The following is a 16,405-nucleotide window of genomic DNA, read 5'->3' on the forward strand; positions in this document are numbered from 1 at the left end:
AGCGCCCGATACACCCGCTGTCCCATTCTGCCCAATACACAGCTTCCTGACAACTGCGGTGCCGTAAAAGGCAAACTTAAAAAACTCAGCGGAAATAAAAAGACCTCCCATGCAAAACATGGGAGGTTGAGAGAGAAGAGAGAAGAAGGGTTCAGTTATCAGGTTTAACCTGGTCGGCAATGCCGACATAAGTAACTATACAATACCCATGAGATTTTTCAACCTCGCAATTTCTCGGCGTGTCGCCTATATGCGCCTATATGCGTCAAAATACCTCCTTATGCCTTTAACGAGAACGATTTTGCGGCGTATAAAATACCTTCTGCCCAGAGCCAACAGACTGCGTGAGCCATACATTCGCCCCGATCACGCAGCCATCACCTATCACTGTATCCCCGCCAAGTATGGTAGCGTTAGCATAAATAGTGACCCTGTCTCCAATATCCGGATGCCGCTTGCCTCCTTTGACCGGATTCCCGCTGCTGTCCTTATCAAAAGAGCGTGCGCCTATCGTAACGCCCTGGTACAGCTTTACATGGGATCCTATGCGCGCGGTCTCACCTATCACCACACCGGTACCGTGGTCTATGCAGAAGTACCGGCCGATTGAAGCCCCCGGATTGATGTCGATCCCTGTTTTCTCATGTGCGAACTCAGCCATGATCCTTGGTATATAAGGGATGCCCAGGCTATAGAGTACGTGCGCGATCCGATAGATGAATGCAGCGTAGAATCCCGGATAGCATACGACGACTTCAGGCAGGGAGGGCGCAGCAGGATCCCCGTTATAGATCGCCCGGATATCGGTCATCGCATCTGACTTTATCTGTGCGAGGCAGCCGAGGAAGCTGTCGCGGAGGCTTGCGCACTGGGAACAGTCAAGGGAATGCATCTGAAGCGCACGGTAGATCTGGGCCTCCATCTGCTCCGAAAGAGCCTCCAGCGCCTGGCTCTGGTCCAGCCCCTTATAGTGGTAGAACTGCGGCAGGAGTATAGCCTGCGTAAGCTTTATCAGCGCAACAGTTTTCTTCCTGTCCGGGATCGCAATCGGCGTTCCCAGCTCCGAAGTATCTACATTATTAACTGCCTGACGTATGCGGTCAAGGTCTGCATTATTGGACATAGTACCCTTATACCAATCTGCATAGAGAAACCGGCAGATACCCTTTTTTACGAAAAAGTGCCCGCCGGATGTACTAAATAAAGTAGTAAATAAATGCCTGCCCAATATGCACAAGCCTGTCCGTATCGCAAAAGTAACACAGACAGGCTTTATACTGTACGCGGGAAAACAGGTACGTTGCCGTTCCGCCGCATTTGCCTTACAGCACTTATTCCATTATTTTGTTTTCCATCATTCTGCAGCAAACAATGGCGTAGACAGGTACCGGTCGCCGGAATCCGGAAGGATCACAACAATATTCTTACCCGCATTCTCTTCGCGCTGGGCGATCTGGAGGGCGGCAGAAACAGCGGCACCCGAAGAAATACCGGCCAGGATACCTTCCTTCCGGGCAACAGCGGCACCGGTAGCGAAAGCATCTTCATTGGTTATGCGGATGATCTCATCATAAACTGCGGTGTCCAGGACGCCTGGGACAAATCCTGTACCGATCCCCTGGATCTTATGCGGCCCAGGCTTATCCCCAGAAAGCACTGCAGAAGAGTTAGGCTCCACAGCTATCACTTTCACATGGGGATCCTGTTCCTTAAGATAGCGTCCTGCTCCCGTAATCGTCCCGCCAGTGCCGACGCCCGAAACAAGCACATCAACATCACCGTCAGTATCACGCCAAATCTCCGGACCCGTCGTCTCATAATGGGCCTGCGCATTCGCAGCATTCGAGAACTGGTCAGGCATAAAGGAATCTTCAATCTCCGCAAGGAGTTCCCCGGCTTTTTCTATAGAACCGGAAATACCTTTTGCCCCATCAGTGAGCACGATCTCAGCACCGTATGCTTTCATCAGGCGGCGCCGTTCCACCGACATAGTGTCAGGCATAACAAGGATGACCTTGTATCCTTTGGCGCTCCCTATTGCCGAAAGGGCAATACCGGTATTGCCCGATGTTGGCTCAATGATAGTCGAACCGGTTTTGAGCTTCCCCTCACGTTCGGCAGCTTCAATCATATAAAGGGCAGCACGGTCTTTTATGGAACCGGTCAGGTTGAAAGATTCAACTTTGCCGTAAACCTTAGCCTTAAGATCCAGGTCAGATTCAAAATGGGTGAATTCGAGAAGCGGGGTATTCCCAATAAGCTGGATATTCGATGTTTTTACAGGTGTGTCATGCGCATCCGGGGCGGCCATAATTCCTCCAATTATTTAACATGTGCATAGGCTTTCTGTTATGGATAACCGACGGTATCCCGTCTTAACGGACAACGAAATACCGGCGCAGCACATGCCCGGCTATCTCTATGAGCATAATGCAATTTTCAGGCGGACATGGGTTTCTAACCCTTTCGGTAAAATTAATGTTCCGTAGCCTACAAGTAAGCTGTCCAGGGGATAGCACGATTTAAGGGACAGAGGTACGACCATGATCATTGGTGGAAGCAAGCATGCTGTCGCAGAAAATATTCGCCACGCAATCGAAAACAATACCCCTTATAAACCCGTAGAAACCGAAGATCCGACAGCTACCCGTCAGGAAAAACTTGATCTGTCAGTCAGACAGCTTCATTCCATGCGTACTTTCAGGTTCAGGGTCAATAACTGCCTCGCCCGGGCCTCGATGCGGGTAGCAGAACGCATTATCAACTCCTCTGCAGAATACGACGGGCTGGAAAAGTTGTCTGAGCTTGCCGCCAGACATGAAGGCGTACTTGTAACAGCCAACCACTTCAATCCTCTTGAGAATCTGGCGATCCGCGAGGCAATGCGCCGCGCCGGATGGAAACGCACTTTTGTAGTCAGCCAGGCCCTGAACCTGAGGATGACGGGCTGGGTCGGGTTTATCCTCAAATACTTTGATACTATCCCCATCGCCAAAGACCATGACTATCTGTCGAACCTTTTCCCGGAAGCACTGATGCGCGTCTTCCGCGGCGGAGGGGCTGTCCTCATCTATCCTGAAGAGCAGATGTGGTTCAACTACCGCAGGCCGCGTCCGGGACGTCACGGGGTATACGACTATGCGGCGCAGCTGAATATCCCTATCGTGTCGCTTTTCACAGAGATCATCGATACAGGGAAACCGGAGCCTTCTGACCCTGAATTCAACAAGAACCGCTATGTAGTGCATGTCCTTGATACTTTGTACCCGGATCCCAGCCTGCCGGCTGATGAAAGGAGCAAAGCCCTGCGCCAGGCCGACGATGCCCAAAGGAAGGCAGCATACGAACGTATTTACGGCAAACCCGCTGATGCCCCCTTTGATGTCTCCGATATTGCCGGATGGCACCCCGAGAATGCGCGGCAGAAGGAGGATGCATCCAGCCCTCAGGAACCGCAGCCACGACAGCCGCAATCCCCATCGCAAACCGAGGGATAGAATGCCCCGTAAAAAATACCTTTATACAAGCATTACCGACGATATGGTCGAGACCGCCAACCAGCAGTATAAGATCAAAGATTCCCATGTATGGCACAGGGAAGGCGGGAAGTTCCGCTTCATGTACCAGTGTGCCTACTCGATTTTTTTTGCCGTGTCATGGTTTTACACGTACATCTGGCTGGGTGTCCGGTTCGTCAATAAAGAAGCATTAAGCCCCTGGGCCGGAAAATCCCTTTTTATATACGGCAACCATACCCTCCCTTTCGGTGATGTAGCGCTGACTATCACGCTGAATTATCCGAACAAAGTATCCGCTATGATGAGCCCCGCTAATTTCGGCATCCCCGTAATCGGCAAGGTACTTGAATGGGCCAATATGCTCCCCGTCCCGACAACTCAAGACCAGCACGAAGATTTCCACAAGGGTATGGACAGCCTGATTGACGAGGGGACTGCCATTGCGATCTACCCTGAGGCCCATGTCTGGCCTTTCTACACGCATATCAGGCCTTTTTCCGCCAAATCCTTTGCATACCCGGTCAGGTATGGGGTACCGGTTTTCTGCTCGACAGTAACATATCAACGCAGGCGGTTTTTCAGGCGTCCGAAGGTTACTGTCTATATTGACGGCCCTTTCTTCCCTGAAATGGACGGAGAGAAGGATGCCAAGTCGGAAAAGCTCAGGGACCAGATATATGCTGCGATGGTTGACAGGAGCAGTGAGTCAACTTACGAGTATGCCGCTTACAGAAAGGTGCATCCTGCATCATGAATATCCTGTACTGCGGCGACAGTAACATGCGGGATGGGCTGCTCATCTCGGTCCTGTCGCTGCTGGACCATTCCAGCGAGCCGGTTAACGTTTACGTGCTTACAGCGTCGCTGGCCACCCCCGGCCATGTATGGAAGCCCATAGACAGCAGGGATATATCGTATATAGACAGCCTCATAAAGGATTCTGCATGCGGGGGCAGCGCGAAACTTATTGATATAAGCGTACAGTTCAACACCCACCTGCCATACGCAAATATGGATACGCGCTTTTCTCCGTATTGTATGCTGCGGCTGTACGCTGATCTCATTAAGCTCCCGGACCGCATACTGTATTTAGACACTGACGTAGTATGCCGGAAAGACCCTGGCGAACTTTACGCTGCAGATATTTCCAACGTCCAGATTGCAGGGGTCCCTGACCACTATGGCAGGCTGATGCCGACAGCCGGGATCACAATCCCCGGGGACTATCTCAATTCAGGTGTGCTCCTGCTGAATATGCCCGAAATCCGAAGTACAGGTTTATTCGCAGGATGCCGCGAACTGTGCGCTGAAAAACGGATGTTCTTATGCGATCAGACGGCGATCAACCGGCTTGCACGCAGCAGGGCGGTCCTCCCCCGCCGTTATAACGAACAGCTGAAGACCCGGCCCGACACAGTCCTGCGGCATTTTACTACGACGCTCCATCTGCTGCCGAAACCCCATACGCTTACTGTAAAGCCTTGGGATGTTGACCGGCTGCACAGTGTGCTCAGCGAGCATGGGTTTGATCCGCTGATACATAAATACCAGTACCACATAAAACGTATGAATCCTGAACTGTGAGGATTCGGGCTTCAACACAGGCTCGCAGGCTCGGCCTTACAGGACTGGCTTCAAGCAGGCAGGAGTCTGCGGAATTGGGGTGGGATGGGCAGGATCGCAGAAAATTAAAAAGCCCGGTGAAACCGGGCTATCAGAGAGAAGGAGAGAAGAAAGGTTCAATTATTAAGAGAGGATTCTCTTACCCAACTTTTACGTTGTTAGTTATTATTAAACGGCACTAACCTTAATGCTTATCCCTGATTTCCCTTAAAACAGCCTGTGAATTTTGAGCTGCGGGGTATAATAACTGGACGGATGCCGCGTGAATGCCGTGCAGCCTGGCCGCTCGCTGCCCAGCTATTTATGCCCGGCTATTTAGCTGTTTGCCCAACCGGCCATTCAACCACAACCTGTTCATCCGCTAATTATTCAGCAGTTTTCAGTTTCCGTTTTTCAGCTTCAAGCCGCGCGGATTCCTTTTCCTGGCGTTCAGCAAGGCCCTGGTTGAAGCGGCTGAGCTCTTCATCAACAGCTTCCTCCGGTATCTTCTGGAAAACAGGTTCAGGCTTATGTATTTCAGTTCCGTCAACGATTGCTTCCCTGCCCCAGGGATGTACATTGACACCCAGCTTATAATCGCCTGTAATTATAGGATAAGTGAAACCGGGATCATCCAGGTCAGACACCTCTTCAAGGTGCGGCAGGGCAGAGAACGTGCCTGATCCGCCCAAAGCCTCATAGACTTTCTGCGCAGAATGCGGGAGGAACGGTGCAAGAAGGGTATTGGCATCCATAACAGCCTGCGCAGCAGTATGTAGGATAATTGCGAGGCGCACCTCGTCATCCTTGACTTTCCATGGCTCTGTTGCTGAGATATATCTGTTGATCTCTCCAACGATACGCATGGCTTCGGAGAGCGCTGCTTTCTGATGCTGGTTATCCAGCAGCCTGCCGACTGTTTCAAAACCGTCTGCAGCAGCCTGCAATATCCCGGTATCAATATCGCGCAGATCCAATGGATCGATATGGGGGATCCTTCCAAAATTCTTATAAAGCAAAACTGCAACGCGGTTGACCAGATTGCCCCAGCCGGACACAAGCTCTTCATTGTTATGGCGGACGAATTCGGCCCATGTGAAATCGGAATCAGACGACTCCGGCCCGGCTATTGAAATGTAGTACCGCAGAGCATCCACCTGATACCGCGAAAGGATATCCCTGACATAAATAACGATACCGCGCGAAGAACTGAACTTCTTGCCCTCCATGGACAGGAACTCAGACGCCACGACTTCGGAGGGCATATTGAGCTTCCCCATATCACCGCGGCTTCCGCCTTTACTGCCTTCGCCGTTATACCCGAGTATCTCCGAAGGCCATATCTGGGAATGGAAAGTAATATTATCCTTGCCTAAGAAGTAATAAGCCGGGGAATCGGCATTATTCCACCATTCGCTCCATAAGCCGGGATCGCCTTTACGCCGCGCCCATTCAATAGAAGCAGACAGATAACCGATAACAGCATCGAACCACACATAAAGCTTTTTATTGGGATTGTCTATCCATCCGTCAACCGGCACCGGGATACCCCAGTCAATATCACGTGTGATTGCACGGGGCTTGACCTCATCAAACAGGCCAATAGAAAAATTGATCACATTAGTGCGCCAGCCTTTGCGGGTTTTCAGCCAGGCCAGGTTCGCTTCAGCTAATGCCGGAAGGTCAAGGAAATAGTGCTCAGTTTCTTCAAACCGCGGTATCTCCCCATTAATTTTAGAACGCGGGTCAATAAGATCAACAGGGTCAAGCTCATTACCGCAGTTATCGCACTGGTCCCCGCGTGCACCGTCATAACCGCAGATAGGGCAGGTCCCTTCAATATAACGGTCAGGGAGCGTGCGCCCGCTGGACGGCGAAATAGCGACCATTTGTGTGCCTTTATATATGTATCCGTTTTTAAGGCACTGGGTGAACATGGACTGGACCACTTTTTCATGGTTTTTCGTAGTAGTCCTCGTGAAAAGGTCATAACTCAAGCCAAGGTCGCACAGGTCCTGCGCAATCACACGGTTATACCGGTCAGCGAGCTCCTGCGGCGATACGCCTTCAGCCTCAGCCTGCACCAGAATAGGGGTACCGTGCTCATCTGTCCCGGAGACCATCAGTACGTCATTGCCCTTCATGCGTTCATACCGTGCATAAACATCTGACGGTACACCAAACCCCGCAACGTGCCCGATATGGCGCGGTCCGTTCGCATAAGGCCAGGCAACTGCTACTAATACATGACTCATAAGGCTGATTATCCCTATCAACGCAGACAAAAATATATATAAAGTTATCCCGCGGGTTATCCATATGGATACCTGCGGATCATATATTATCCACTGTGGGTTAAGGAGGATAACCAATATCCTCCTGTTTATCCGCTGCACTCTGTCCACAAAAATTTTGCAATCTTACAGACTTATCCGCATTATCCACATTTTCCTCAAGCTCCGGCCCATAACCGTAAAAAGTGCATAAACTGAGACACTGTACCGGGAGAACAGCCCTGGTGCCAAAGTCGGCAATACAGATACGGATAGTGCAAATGCCGGCAACCGTACTGTCAAAATAAAGGAGCCGTTATGGGAACAGGACTGGCCGCTGCAGGAATACAGCACCATGCAGCCGGCGGACATACGCATAATCGCAGGGTCCCTGCACAGCAGGCCCGGGCTGCAGGCAGCACCGGCCATGACGATCTCACGCTCGCCGAGAACATCTATGAAATAACACGCAGCCTCAGCGAACCTAAAAACTCTGCCCTTTACGTACTCCGCGGAAAAATCAGCCACTCCAGGACACCGATTTTCAGGGCGAACCAGATAAGCGGAAGCATAGGTCTGAGACGCCTTATCAATACCGGGGCTATCACAATGCTGGATAACCACTCATTTTTCGTCAATGTCCAGGCAGCAAGCACCCAGGGGAGGGCTGCTATCATACAGAGCCTTCTGCCCTACAATGCTGTTGCCTGCGGGTTAGTCGCCTCCTGGATATGGGTCGGCGGTGATTTCCCGCGTACTATTGATATCATCTCGCGGTCGCATTTCCGTACACCTATATACGGCCGGGCTATCCGCGTCACCAACCGGGATATCCCGCAGGAGCATCTGTCATACCTTGGCACACAGCGCCTGACCTCACCTGTGAGGACCGCGTGCGACCTTGCCTGCCTGAGCATCAGTGAAAAAGCCGAGGAAAAAGCATACCTGTCAATCGGTAGACTCGCGGGGATATTCAATTTCACGTATACTGACTGTCTCAAAATGCTGTGGGACCACCCCCGATGGCCTGGCCATGACGAGGGGGTCGTCTGTTTCAGCAATCCGCAGCTCAGGGCAATACTTGATGCACAGCGCAAACGCTATCTCCCATCGGGCAGCACCATACAGATCGGCGGCCGCACAGACCAGCGCGGCCGGAAGAGCGGGGAAAGCATCCCTTATGATGCGAAAATACAAAACCAGTAGTATGATGCCGACACCTCCCCCGCCGCCGCTGAAGCTGACTCCGTATGTCGCGGCATCACATAACGACACTGAGATCCTGTGGTATATAGCGCGCAATATCCCCAAGCTGCGCTGCTGGCTTATAGCAAACCCGAATTCTACCCCGGAGCTGCTGGAATATATTTCACAAAGCGGAGGACCCCATGTTAAGGAATGCTTTACTGTCCTCTTTGATTCCCTTGATCAGCCCTGACTGTCTTGTCTCACGCGCCCTTTATGCCCTCTGGTCCTGTATCTTCTGCTCCCACATCCTTAAGGGCAAGTACTGCGGCATACACTTTTTTCCGGTTAGGCAATGAACCGTCCGGGAGGGGATGCTCCTGAACAATACGGACGATAGCATCCTTGACTTTCACATTATACATTTCGGAATAACGGACAGCTTCCCGTGCGAGGCCCTCAGCACTCACAGCCGGCGAAACCTGCCCGGCAGCCTCCGCCGCCTCCTCAGCACTCGCCCCGGCGATGACCAGGACTATCTCCCCACGAGGCGGATCATCCGTTACAGTCTGACGGATCTGTGCGATCGTACCGCGGCGGACTTCCTCATAATCTTTCGTCAGTTCACGGGCCAGAGCCATTGAGCGCCCCGGACCGAACACGCTGAAAAAGTCGTCCATCGACTCACGGATGCGGTGCGGAGCCTCATAGAATACGATCGTCCGCGTTTCTGCCCTAAGCGCGCGGAGTGCTTTCAGCCGTTCGTTATGCCTGCGGGGCAGAAACCCCTCATAGCAGAAACGGTCAGTGGCCAGCCCCGACAGCGCCAGCGCATCGAGCACCGCCGAAGGGCCGGGGGCGCAGGTAACAGAAAGGCCGCGGGCTATCGCACGCCGGACAATAGCAAGCCCCGGATCGTTGATCGTGGGCATCCCGGCATCAGAAACCACAAGTACAGTTGCGCCTTCCTGCACACGGTCCAGAAGCGGATCTGCCTTGCCGCGCTCGTTATGGTCATGGTATGCAACAACCTGCCCGCCAACGCGCACACCCATACGGTTAGCCAGATCATACAGCCTGCGGGTGTCCTCCGCCGCAATAATATCCGCATTCTCTATAAGGGCTGCAAGCCGGTGCGAGGCGTCGGCAGTGTTTCCTATAGGCGTAGCAGCAAGCACTACTTTACCGCGCATCTTTTCAAACACTTTGCCGGGACTGCCAGCCCTGCCGAATACGCTGCCGGGGCTATGCCCGCCGGCAACAGGGCTACCTGCCGCCTCGGCATTATTATCCATGCTTGGCCCATCTGTTTCGGTCATACAAGTAACCTATCACTCTGCCTGGCTGCAGGCAAACCTGCAGAGTATCCCCTGCATTATCCGCAACAAAGAAGCGGAGCCGCTGAATCAGCTACTCGCCTGTGCGATAGACATGAAGCCGTTTAACCGTCTGATTATTCGCCAGGTCGGTTGCTTTAAGGGTGATGGTATTCTGCCCCGCCTTCAGCGGCACTACGATTTCCTTCACCACTTCTACCCCGCCGTCCGCAAACGAAATAACGGTCTTATCCTCATCTACGATCAGGGAATCGTCCTGGTACAGACCCAGTCTCAGGGAGTTGTCAGTTGATCTGACAGTCAGGCGCACGGAATCAGAATCAGGGGCGCGGTCATGGACTTCATATTCCACTTCCGGAGCCAGTTTGTCGAAGAACGTACGCCGGACGATGCTTGCAGTTTCACCTTTCCTGGTCGTAACTTCAACTTTGACATTGATATTGAAATCTGCCATTTTCAGCCTGGTACTGAACAGGTAAGCATTGCCCGAGTAAGCCGCGCTGCCGGCCCTTCGGCTGATGGCTTTCTTCGTCACATCATTTTTTGTCAGATGGATCGGGTCTGAGACCCTGTTTCCCCGGTTATCCACAAGATAGACATTGATATCTTTGATCTCGTCATCATCTTTGACATACCCGATGAATCCGCTCACATCAAGCATGTCGCCCTCAGTCGTCATACCGGAGTTGACCGTCAGAAGGCCCGGGCTTTCGAGGAATACTGCCGGATATTTATCCTTAGGGTTATTAGTTTCCTTCATAGCGTCAGGGTCAGCGGAGCCGGTATCTGAAGAGTTGGGGCCGGGACTGGGCCTCTCCTCCCGTTTATCGCGGCCGGAAGTATCCTGATCCCCCTGCAGCCCGTCCTGACTGCGGCCCTGCGCCGGAGAATCCGGCCCGTCTTCATACACAACATCAATCGTGGAATCAGACTGAAGCTCAGCCCCTATCAGGAGCGCACCAGGATAGTAGTAATATCCGTTTTTCTGTTCCTCGACATCAAACAGCGCCCCTCTGCGGATAAGGTTTGTACGATGCTCACGGTCAGTAACGACAACTTCCTTGATCTTCCCGCGGAAAGGTTCACGGAAATACAAAGTAAACACGTGTTTTCCGGGTTTCAGCTTCACTGAATTCCCGGCACCCAACGCCTGCTTCGTATTATCGACCCGCAGCTCTCCGAACCTGGCATGATGATCCCTGCCAAACCCTACAGAGATATCTGCTTTCTTCAGGTCAGGCATAGCACCATCTTTGACAGCCGTATGTATGTCGCAATCACGGTCAAGAGGGTCAACGGAGAATCTCAGTGTATTTGTGCCGCTGTCGTAAGCAAACTTATATTTTTGCGCATTGCTGTCATCCAAGGTACTGTTGCGCAGGATATATTCTTTCGCGCCGCGCACCTGCATATACAGATCCGAAATATGCCTGTTCCCGGGCAGCTTTACCGTTACCTCAGCTTTTTTAGTATCGACAGCGGTAACAGGGCTATTTATCTCTGTCCCGTTGACTGATATCTGCGCACCATGGGGCTTGAGCTGGCTCAGGTAGTCGGCGAAAGTGATCTGATGGATATCGCTTGCAGCGCCGGTTTGAGCTACCTGCGCGGCAGTGTTGCTCAAATAATCCTGTGCCGAAACATGGACATGGCTTGCCTCAGCATAGAAAGGCACTTTTACCCGGATCTCTGTGTTGCGGAATCCGTTACGGTTCACGAAGATCTCTGTGTTGATACCGTATGCATTCGGGACATCGTCCTTGCTGACCGTAAGTTCGCCGTTAACGACCTTTGGCAGGGTTTTTCCGTTCCGCTCAGCTTCATCAACAAAGGTCAGTTTGACGTAGCTGCCGTACCGGGGCTTTTTGCCTGCCGCTGCCTGCAGCCCCGTTATCAGGCCTGCTGCCATTGCTCTTATCAGCGATATTGCTGTTATCCTTGCCGCTGTTACCGCGGGGATCACGATTACTGCCGGCACCCTGCCCGCGTTCAGCATCCTTCGGCGCGCGGGGACTGTTTGAAGGGATATACGGCTTGTATACATCCGTGCCGGGGAAATCCTCGATACTGTTATCGCCGCCGGCATCGCTGCCGGTACCTTTGCCGCTGCTGTTTACACGTCCGGAGCTGCCGACATCGCTGCCTTCCTGCCCTTCAGTACCGGGCGAAGCAGAAGGAAGGACTCTTCCCTTCCGTCTGTTCTGACGCCATCCTATATCCTTTTCTGATATTGCTTTTGATGCTTTCCGGCATCCGTTCCGCTGCCTGCTGATATCAGCTGCCGCCTTTCAGCCTTCGCTGATATCTGCCGGTATTTACCGGTACCTATCTGCCTTTCCGCACAAATTCCTGCACAATTCATCCTCAATAATTATATATTGAGAATGAATATCATTAACACTAAAAACTGTTTTGCAAAACCCGTGGATAAAATCAGCCGGGACACACCGTACTGCGGATCGAAAAGCATGCTGCGTGTTGGACACGGCAGATATAATAGGGCTGAGTACACATCACAAGCCAGACACGGTATCTTAAACTATGGAACCAGACGAGAGTAGCAGCAACATTATTGACGGGGCTGGCAGCGCAGGGCCCGCAGCCGGTACATGCGGTCGGCAGCAGCCCGGCATACGCACAAAATCCCGCATGCGCGTGCTGCACGGCAGCAGTACCGGAGGTTCCCGTATAGCTCTGATCCCCAGCCATCATCGGAAACTGCTGCCCGGATGGAGCCAGCTGCAGGCTTACACGCATACTGACCACGGGCGGCGGGCGATGGGTTGGATAGTCACGCTTGCAGTCACTATTTTTGGTGGTCTTCTGCGGTTCATACGGCTCGGCAGCCCTAAAGGCCTGGTTTTTGACGAAACATATTACGTTAAGGACGCCTGGACCATGCTTATGACGGGAGAAGCGCGGGACTGGCCGAAAACCATACACGGGACAGCTGTTAATGCTTTGTTCGCAGCAGGACAGACCGACAACTGGCTGCCCCAGGCTGAGAACGTGGTCCACCCTCCCCTGGGGAAATGGTTCATAGCCCTGGGGCTCAAACTTTTGGGGGGTGCAGGAAATATTGCCGCTTGGAGGGTAGCCGCCGCGGCAGCAGGCACTATAGGCATCCTCCTCATGTGCCGCATAGCGCTTAAACTGTTCCGTAACCTTCCGCTGGCAGCGCTTGCCGGGATACTCATGAGCATTGACGGCCTCGGAATAGTTATGAGCCGCACCGGAATCCTTGATATCTTCATTATGAGCCTGGTACTTGGAGCCTTCCTCTGCCTGCTCAATCACCGCGAATGGGCACTCGCAAAACTCACCGCGTATGCCGATGCCCATCATGTCTCGCCACAGACGCCTCAAAACTCAAGAAACCTCGCCGGACCATCCGTATTCTTCTCATGGTGGCGCCTCATAGCTGCCGTATTGCTTGGGCTGAGCTGCGGGATCAAATGGTCCGGGATATATTTCTTTGCTGTTTTCGCCCTTATCTCCGTGCTATGGGATGCATATAACAGGCATACGCTCGGGTACCGCTTCTGGTTCGCAAGCGCGGTTGTCCATGACGGCCTGCCTGCTGCACTGTATATGGTGCCCACGGCAACGCTGTCATACTGTGCGACATGGGCCGGCTGGTTCATTCATCCGGATTCCTATATGCACAACTGGGCGGCGGCGCATCCCGGGGAAGGGATCACATGGCTCCCTGAAACACTGCGGTCGTTCGTTGAATACCACCGCCAAATGTGGCAGTTCCATGTTAACCTGAGCGAACCGCATCCATATATGGCGAACGCATGGATGTGGCCGCTACAGATCCGCCCGACGAACTTCTGGCTGTCAGAATCAGCAAAAGGGACCGGGCTGTGCGCGATATCCCCCGGATCGCCCTGTTACAGCAATGTTCTCGCTTTAGGAAACCCCCTGCTGTGGTGGATCGGGACGCTGTGCGCGCTCCTGGTCATTATCATAACCGTTGTTGATTTTGCAAACCGGCGCGGAGACTGGCGGATATGGGCTGTACTTGCGGGCTGGCTCGGCGGCTGGCTTCCGTGGCTGCAGTACCTGAACCGCACAACATTCAATTTTTACGCGATAGTACTTCTTCCCTGGGTGATCCTGTCTGTGATATATATGGCGAGCTGGCTCAAAGCCCAGCTTAAAAAGCGGGCATACCATGTAATCGTAGGCATAGGCGTGGCCGCCATAGTGCTGGCATCAGTTTTCTTCTTCCCTCTCTGGACCGGGATACCGCTCCCCCGCGGACTGTGGGCGGCACATATGTGGCTGTACAGCTGGATCTAAGTTCAGGAACCAGGTTACTGCCAATTGCCAGTTTTCGTAACAGCACTGCTAATATCCGTAATTGTTAGTATCTGGTTTAGATCTAGCCCTGAAAGACGGCGTTACAGATGTATCGTGTATGCTTATATAGTTTCTGATCGTACAGGCTCCTTACAGGAGCCAGGGCACGGATACCAATAAGGGAGTTCCAGTGGACGTTATTAACTTTTTTGTGCGGCTTCTCAGGGATCCGCGTACCGCAATCGCCGGATGGATCACGACGCTTGGCCTCGGGCCTACTTATGCCATTATTTTTCTGATAATCTTCATTGAGACCGGCGTGGTGTTCATGCCCTTCCTCCCGGGGGATTCCTTGCTGTTTGCCGCAGGGTATTTTGCCGCTGATCCGAAATATCCCATTACCCTTCCTGTACTGCTGCCCATCCTGCTGGCTGCGCCAATCCTGGGAGATCAGTGCAACTACTTTATCGGCCATTTCTTTGGCCGGCGGATCGTCGAATCCGGCAAAGTCAAGTCGCTGACACCGGAAAGGATCGCCAAAACCGAGGGGATGATAGACAAGTGGGGTCCGCTTGCGGTATTCCTCGGGCGTTTCTTCCCCTTTATCCGTACTTTTATGCCGTTCTTCGCCGGCATTACGGGCATGAAATGGCACCGGTTCGCGCCGTTCAGCGTACTTGGCGGGCTGGTCTGGGGCTCGCTGTTCACCCTGCTCGGATACTTCTTCGGCGGCATCCCCGCAGTGCAGAAACACTTTGAGCTTGTGATAGTAGGCATCCTGCTCATCTCCCTTATCCCGACTTTCGTTGGGCTCATCAAAGTAAAACTGAACAAGAACAAAGCCAAAAAGGAAGCGGCAGCGGAATTTGGTACGGAGGGGCTTTCTGCCAGTACAGGCACCGGTGAATAACACTCGCCCTATATCTGGGACCAGAGCACCGAGTATAGTATGGAATGTTGCCCGTGCAGCGTAACCGCAGCATATGGCAGCACGGCACTGGCCAGCGGCATGCTGGTACCGGCGGATCCAATGGGGCTGTAGCGCAGTTGGTAGCGCGCTTCGTTCGCATCGAAGAGGTCGGGAGTTCGACTCTCCTCAGCTCCACTAAGTTATAGGATATAAAAGAGGATGATACTTTGGCTATCTAAATATATCTAACTATAATGGTGTCTAATGTGGAGAGGAAAGAAAACCATGTCAGTCTCTGATGGAATCAATATTATCTGCGCTGTAGTTACTTTAATCACAACAATTATTATTGCTGAATTGCAGTTTCGCCAAGGCCAGCGTATGGAAGAATTTGAGAAGCGTCAGGATAAACGCGACGAAAAACGTCATGCTGAGGAAGTAAAGTCCCGTGCTGTAAGTTTTATTTCAAAACATTATTCGGACAGGGCTTTAATACCATTATGCGCCATAGCAGCTATGCATAATGAACTTTTTTACTATTCCCGAGAGATGTATCGCGAATATTGCTGCTGTACGGCTGAAGTACAAAACCGTATCCTTGAATACCAGGAGTTAGATCTGCGGGTTGCTGATATACCAAACTTTTTTGATAAGTGCGTTGCTGAGCTGAGATGTATTATGAAAACGTATTTCCCAAAGGATCAGGATGTATTATTTTATGATAATGGTAAGTACCTCTTATACAGCTTGACAAAGTATGCAGCTGAACTAGTCCCACTCAAAGATACTCCATTCCCGTACACACCCAGCTATGTACGTGAGGCAGAACACAGAACAGGCCGGTTAGCACAATTCATTAGAGATACTACAAGCAAAGATACTTATTGCCTGTATAATACTCCTATTGACGATATCCTTAAAATAGCATTCGAGAGTACAGACAATACTGATAGTGCCATTGATTGTCTTCAATGCATGTATAAGTTTAGTAATACCCGTAATACCCGGGAGGTTGAAGCTTGCCAATTCGTAACAACGCTTGCAAAAGAACTCGCGATATACACTAAGGATCCCAATCCTAATAAAGAATACGGAGCTCCTTATGACTATACAGAATGTAACAAAGATGCTGTGTCGATGGAAGATTTGTTTTTACTGACATTATTCGAGATATATACCCGTTTGATACTTAAGTAAAATAATTATAACTTTTTAACTTATTCTCTAACATCTTAATAGATGAAGCGGCCTCCTGGACAGCTGATAATCTGC

Annotated in this window: 13 protein-coding genes and 1 tRNA gene; 9 read left to right on the forward strand and 5 right to left on the reverse strand. The window is 51.9% G+C overall.

Going from position 1 to position 16,405, the window contains the following annotated elements:
* Positions 1-286: 286 nt before the first annotated feature.
* Positions 287-1,123 (reverse strand): DapH/DapD/GlmU-related protein, encoded by an 837-nt coding sequence (locus ABKA16_RS06025; RefSeq protein ID WP_380999991.1) that lies wholly within the window; start codon positions 1,121-1,123, stop codon positions 287-289.
* 231 nt (positions 1,124-1,354) lie between these two features.
* A complete protein-coding gene (gene cysK / locus ABKA16_RS06030) occupies positions 1,355-2,311 on the reverse strand; it encodes a cysteine synthase A (protein WP_380999989.1) in 957 nt (318 codons plus the stop codon).
* Between the two features lie 232 nt (positions 2,312-2,543).
* Between cysK and ABKA16_RS06035 the strand changes: the two genes are divergently transcribed.
* The 3 genes from ABKA16_RS06035 to ABKA16_RS06045 are packed head-to-tail and all read left to right on the forward strand — an operon-like array spanning position 2,544 to position 5,102.
* The gene (locus ABKA16_RS06035) at positions 2,544-3,497 is read left to right on the forward strand and encodes a lysophospholipid acyltransferase family protein (protein ID WP_380999987.1); all 954 of its coding nucleotides are present in this window, start codon (positions 2,544-2,546) and stop codon (positions 3,495-3,497) included.
* A gap of 1 nt (position 3,498) precedes the next feature.
* The gene (locus ABKA16_RS06040; protein WP_380999985.1) at positions 3,499-4,272 is read left to right on the forward strand and encodes a lysophospholipid acyltransferase family protein; all 774 of its coding nucleotides are present in this window, start codon (positions 3,499-3,501) and stop codon (positions 4,270-4,272) included.
* Positions 4,269-5,102, forward strand: coding sequence for a glycosyltransferase (locus ABKA16_RS06045; protein ID WP_380999983.1), 834 nt, complete (start codon positions 4,269-4,271; stop codon positions 5,100-5,102). The genes ABKA16_RS06040 and ABKA16_RS06045 overlap by 4 nt, the downstream gene beginning before the upstream one ends.
* A gap of 404 nt (positions 5,103-5,506) precedes the next feature.
* Here the strand turns inward: ABKA16_RS06045 and metG are convergent, their stop codons facing one another.
* The gene (gene metG / locus ABKA16_RS06050; RefSeq protein ID WP_380999982.1) at positions 5,507-7,375 is read right to left on the reverse strand and encodes a methionine--tRNA ligase; all 1,869 of its coding nucleotides are present in this window, start codon (positions 7,373-7,375) and stop codon (positions 5,507-5,509) included.
* A gap of 336 nt (positions 7,376-7,711) precedes the next feature.
* Here metG and ABKA16_RS06055 point away from each other — a divergent pair, with 336 nt between their 5' ends.
* Together ABKA16_RS06055 and ABKA16_RS06060 are read left to right on the forward strand one after the other, a co-directional pair.
* Positions 7,712-8,599, forward strand: a complete 888-nt coding sequence (locus ABKA16_RS06055; RefSeq protein WP_380999980.1) for a hypothetical protein — start codon at positions 7,712-7,714, stop codon at positions 8,597-8,599.
* A 1-nt stretch (position 8,600) separates the two neighbouring features.
* Entirely contained in the window at positions 8,601-8,831 is a 231-nt protein-coding gene (locus tag ABKA16_RS06060; RefSeq protein ID WP_380999979.1) for a hypothetical protein, read from the forward strand.
* Between the two features lie 10 nt (positions 8,832-8,841).
* Here ABKA16_RS06060 and rsmI read toward each other — a convergent pair whose 3' ends face one another.
* Entirely contained in the window at positions 8,842-9,897 is a 1,056-nt protein-coding gene (rsmI, locus tag ABKA16_RS06065) for a 16S rRNA (cytidine(1402)-2'-O)-methyltransferase (protein WP_380999978.1), read from the reverse strand.
* Between the two features lie 91 nt (positions 9,898-9,988).
* Positions 9,989-11,959 carry a hypothetical protein gene (locus ABKA16_RS06070; protein WP_434156667.1) on the reverse strand — a complete coding sequence of 657 codons (1,971 nt, stop codon included), beginning with the start codon at positions 11,957-11,959 and terminating at the stop codon, positions 9,989-9,991.
* Between the two features lie 497 nt (positions 11,960-12,456).
* On the opposite strand from ABKA16_RS06070, the gene ABKA16_RS06075 reads away from it, so the two are divergent.
* The 4 genes from ABKA16_RS06075 to ABKA16_RS06090 all read left to right on the forward strand — a co-directional run bounded on the left by ABKA16_RS06075 (position 12,457) and on the right by ABKA16_RS06090 (position 16,330).
* Entirely contained in the window at positions 12,457-14,223 is a 1,767-nt protein-coding gene (locus ABKA16_RS06075; protein ID WP_380999976.1) for a dolichyl-phosphate-mannose--protein mannosyltransferase, read from the forward strand.
* A 190-nt stretch (positions 14,224-14,413) separates the two neighbouring features.
* Positions 14,414-15,133, forward strand: coding sequence for a DedA family protein (locus ABKA16_RS06080; protein ID WP_380999975.1), 720 nt, complete (start codon positions 14,414-14,416; stop codon positions 15,131-15,133).
* Between the two features lie 122 nt (positions 15,134-15,255).
* A tRNA-Ala gene (locus ABKA16_RS06085) sits at positions 15,256-15,328 on the forward strand.
* Positions 15,329-15,418: 90 nt separating this feature from the next.
* Complete coding sequence (locus ABKA16_RS06090; protein WP_380999973.1) at positions 15,419-16,330, forward strand: hypothetical protein; 912 nt, start codon at positions 15,419-15,421, stop codon at positions 16,328-16,330.
* The last annotated feature ends 75 nt before the right edge of the window (positions 16,331-16,405 follow it).

Source organism: Scardovia wiggsiae (assembly GCF_051045985.1).
Classification (GTDB): Bacteria; Actinomycetota; Actinomycetes; order Actinomycetales; family Bifidobacteriaceae; genus Scardovia; species Scardovia wiggsiae.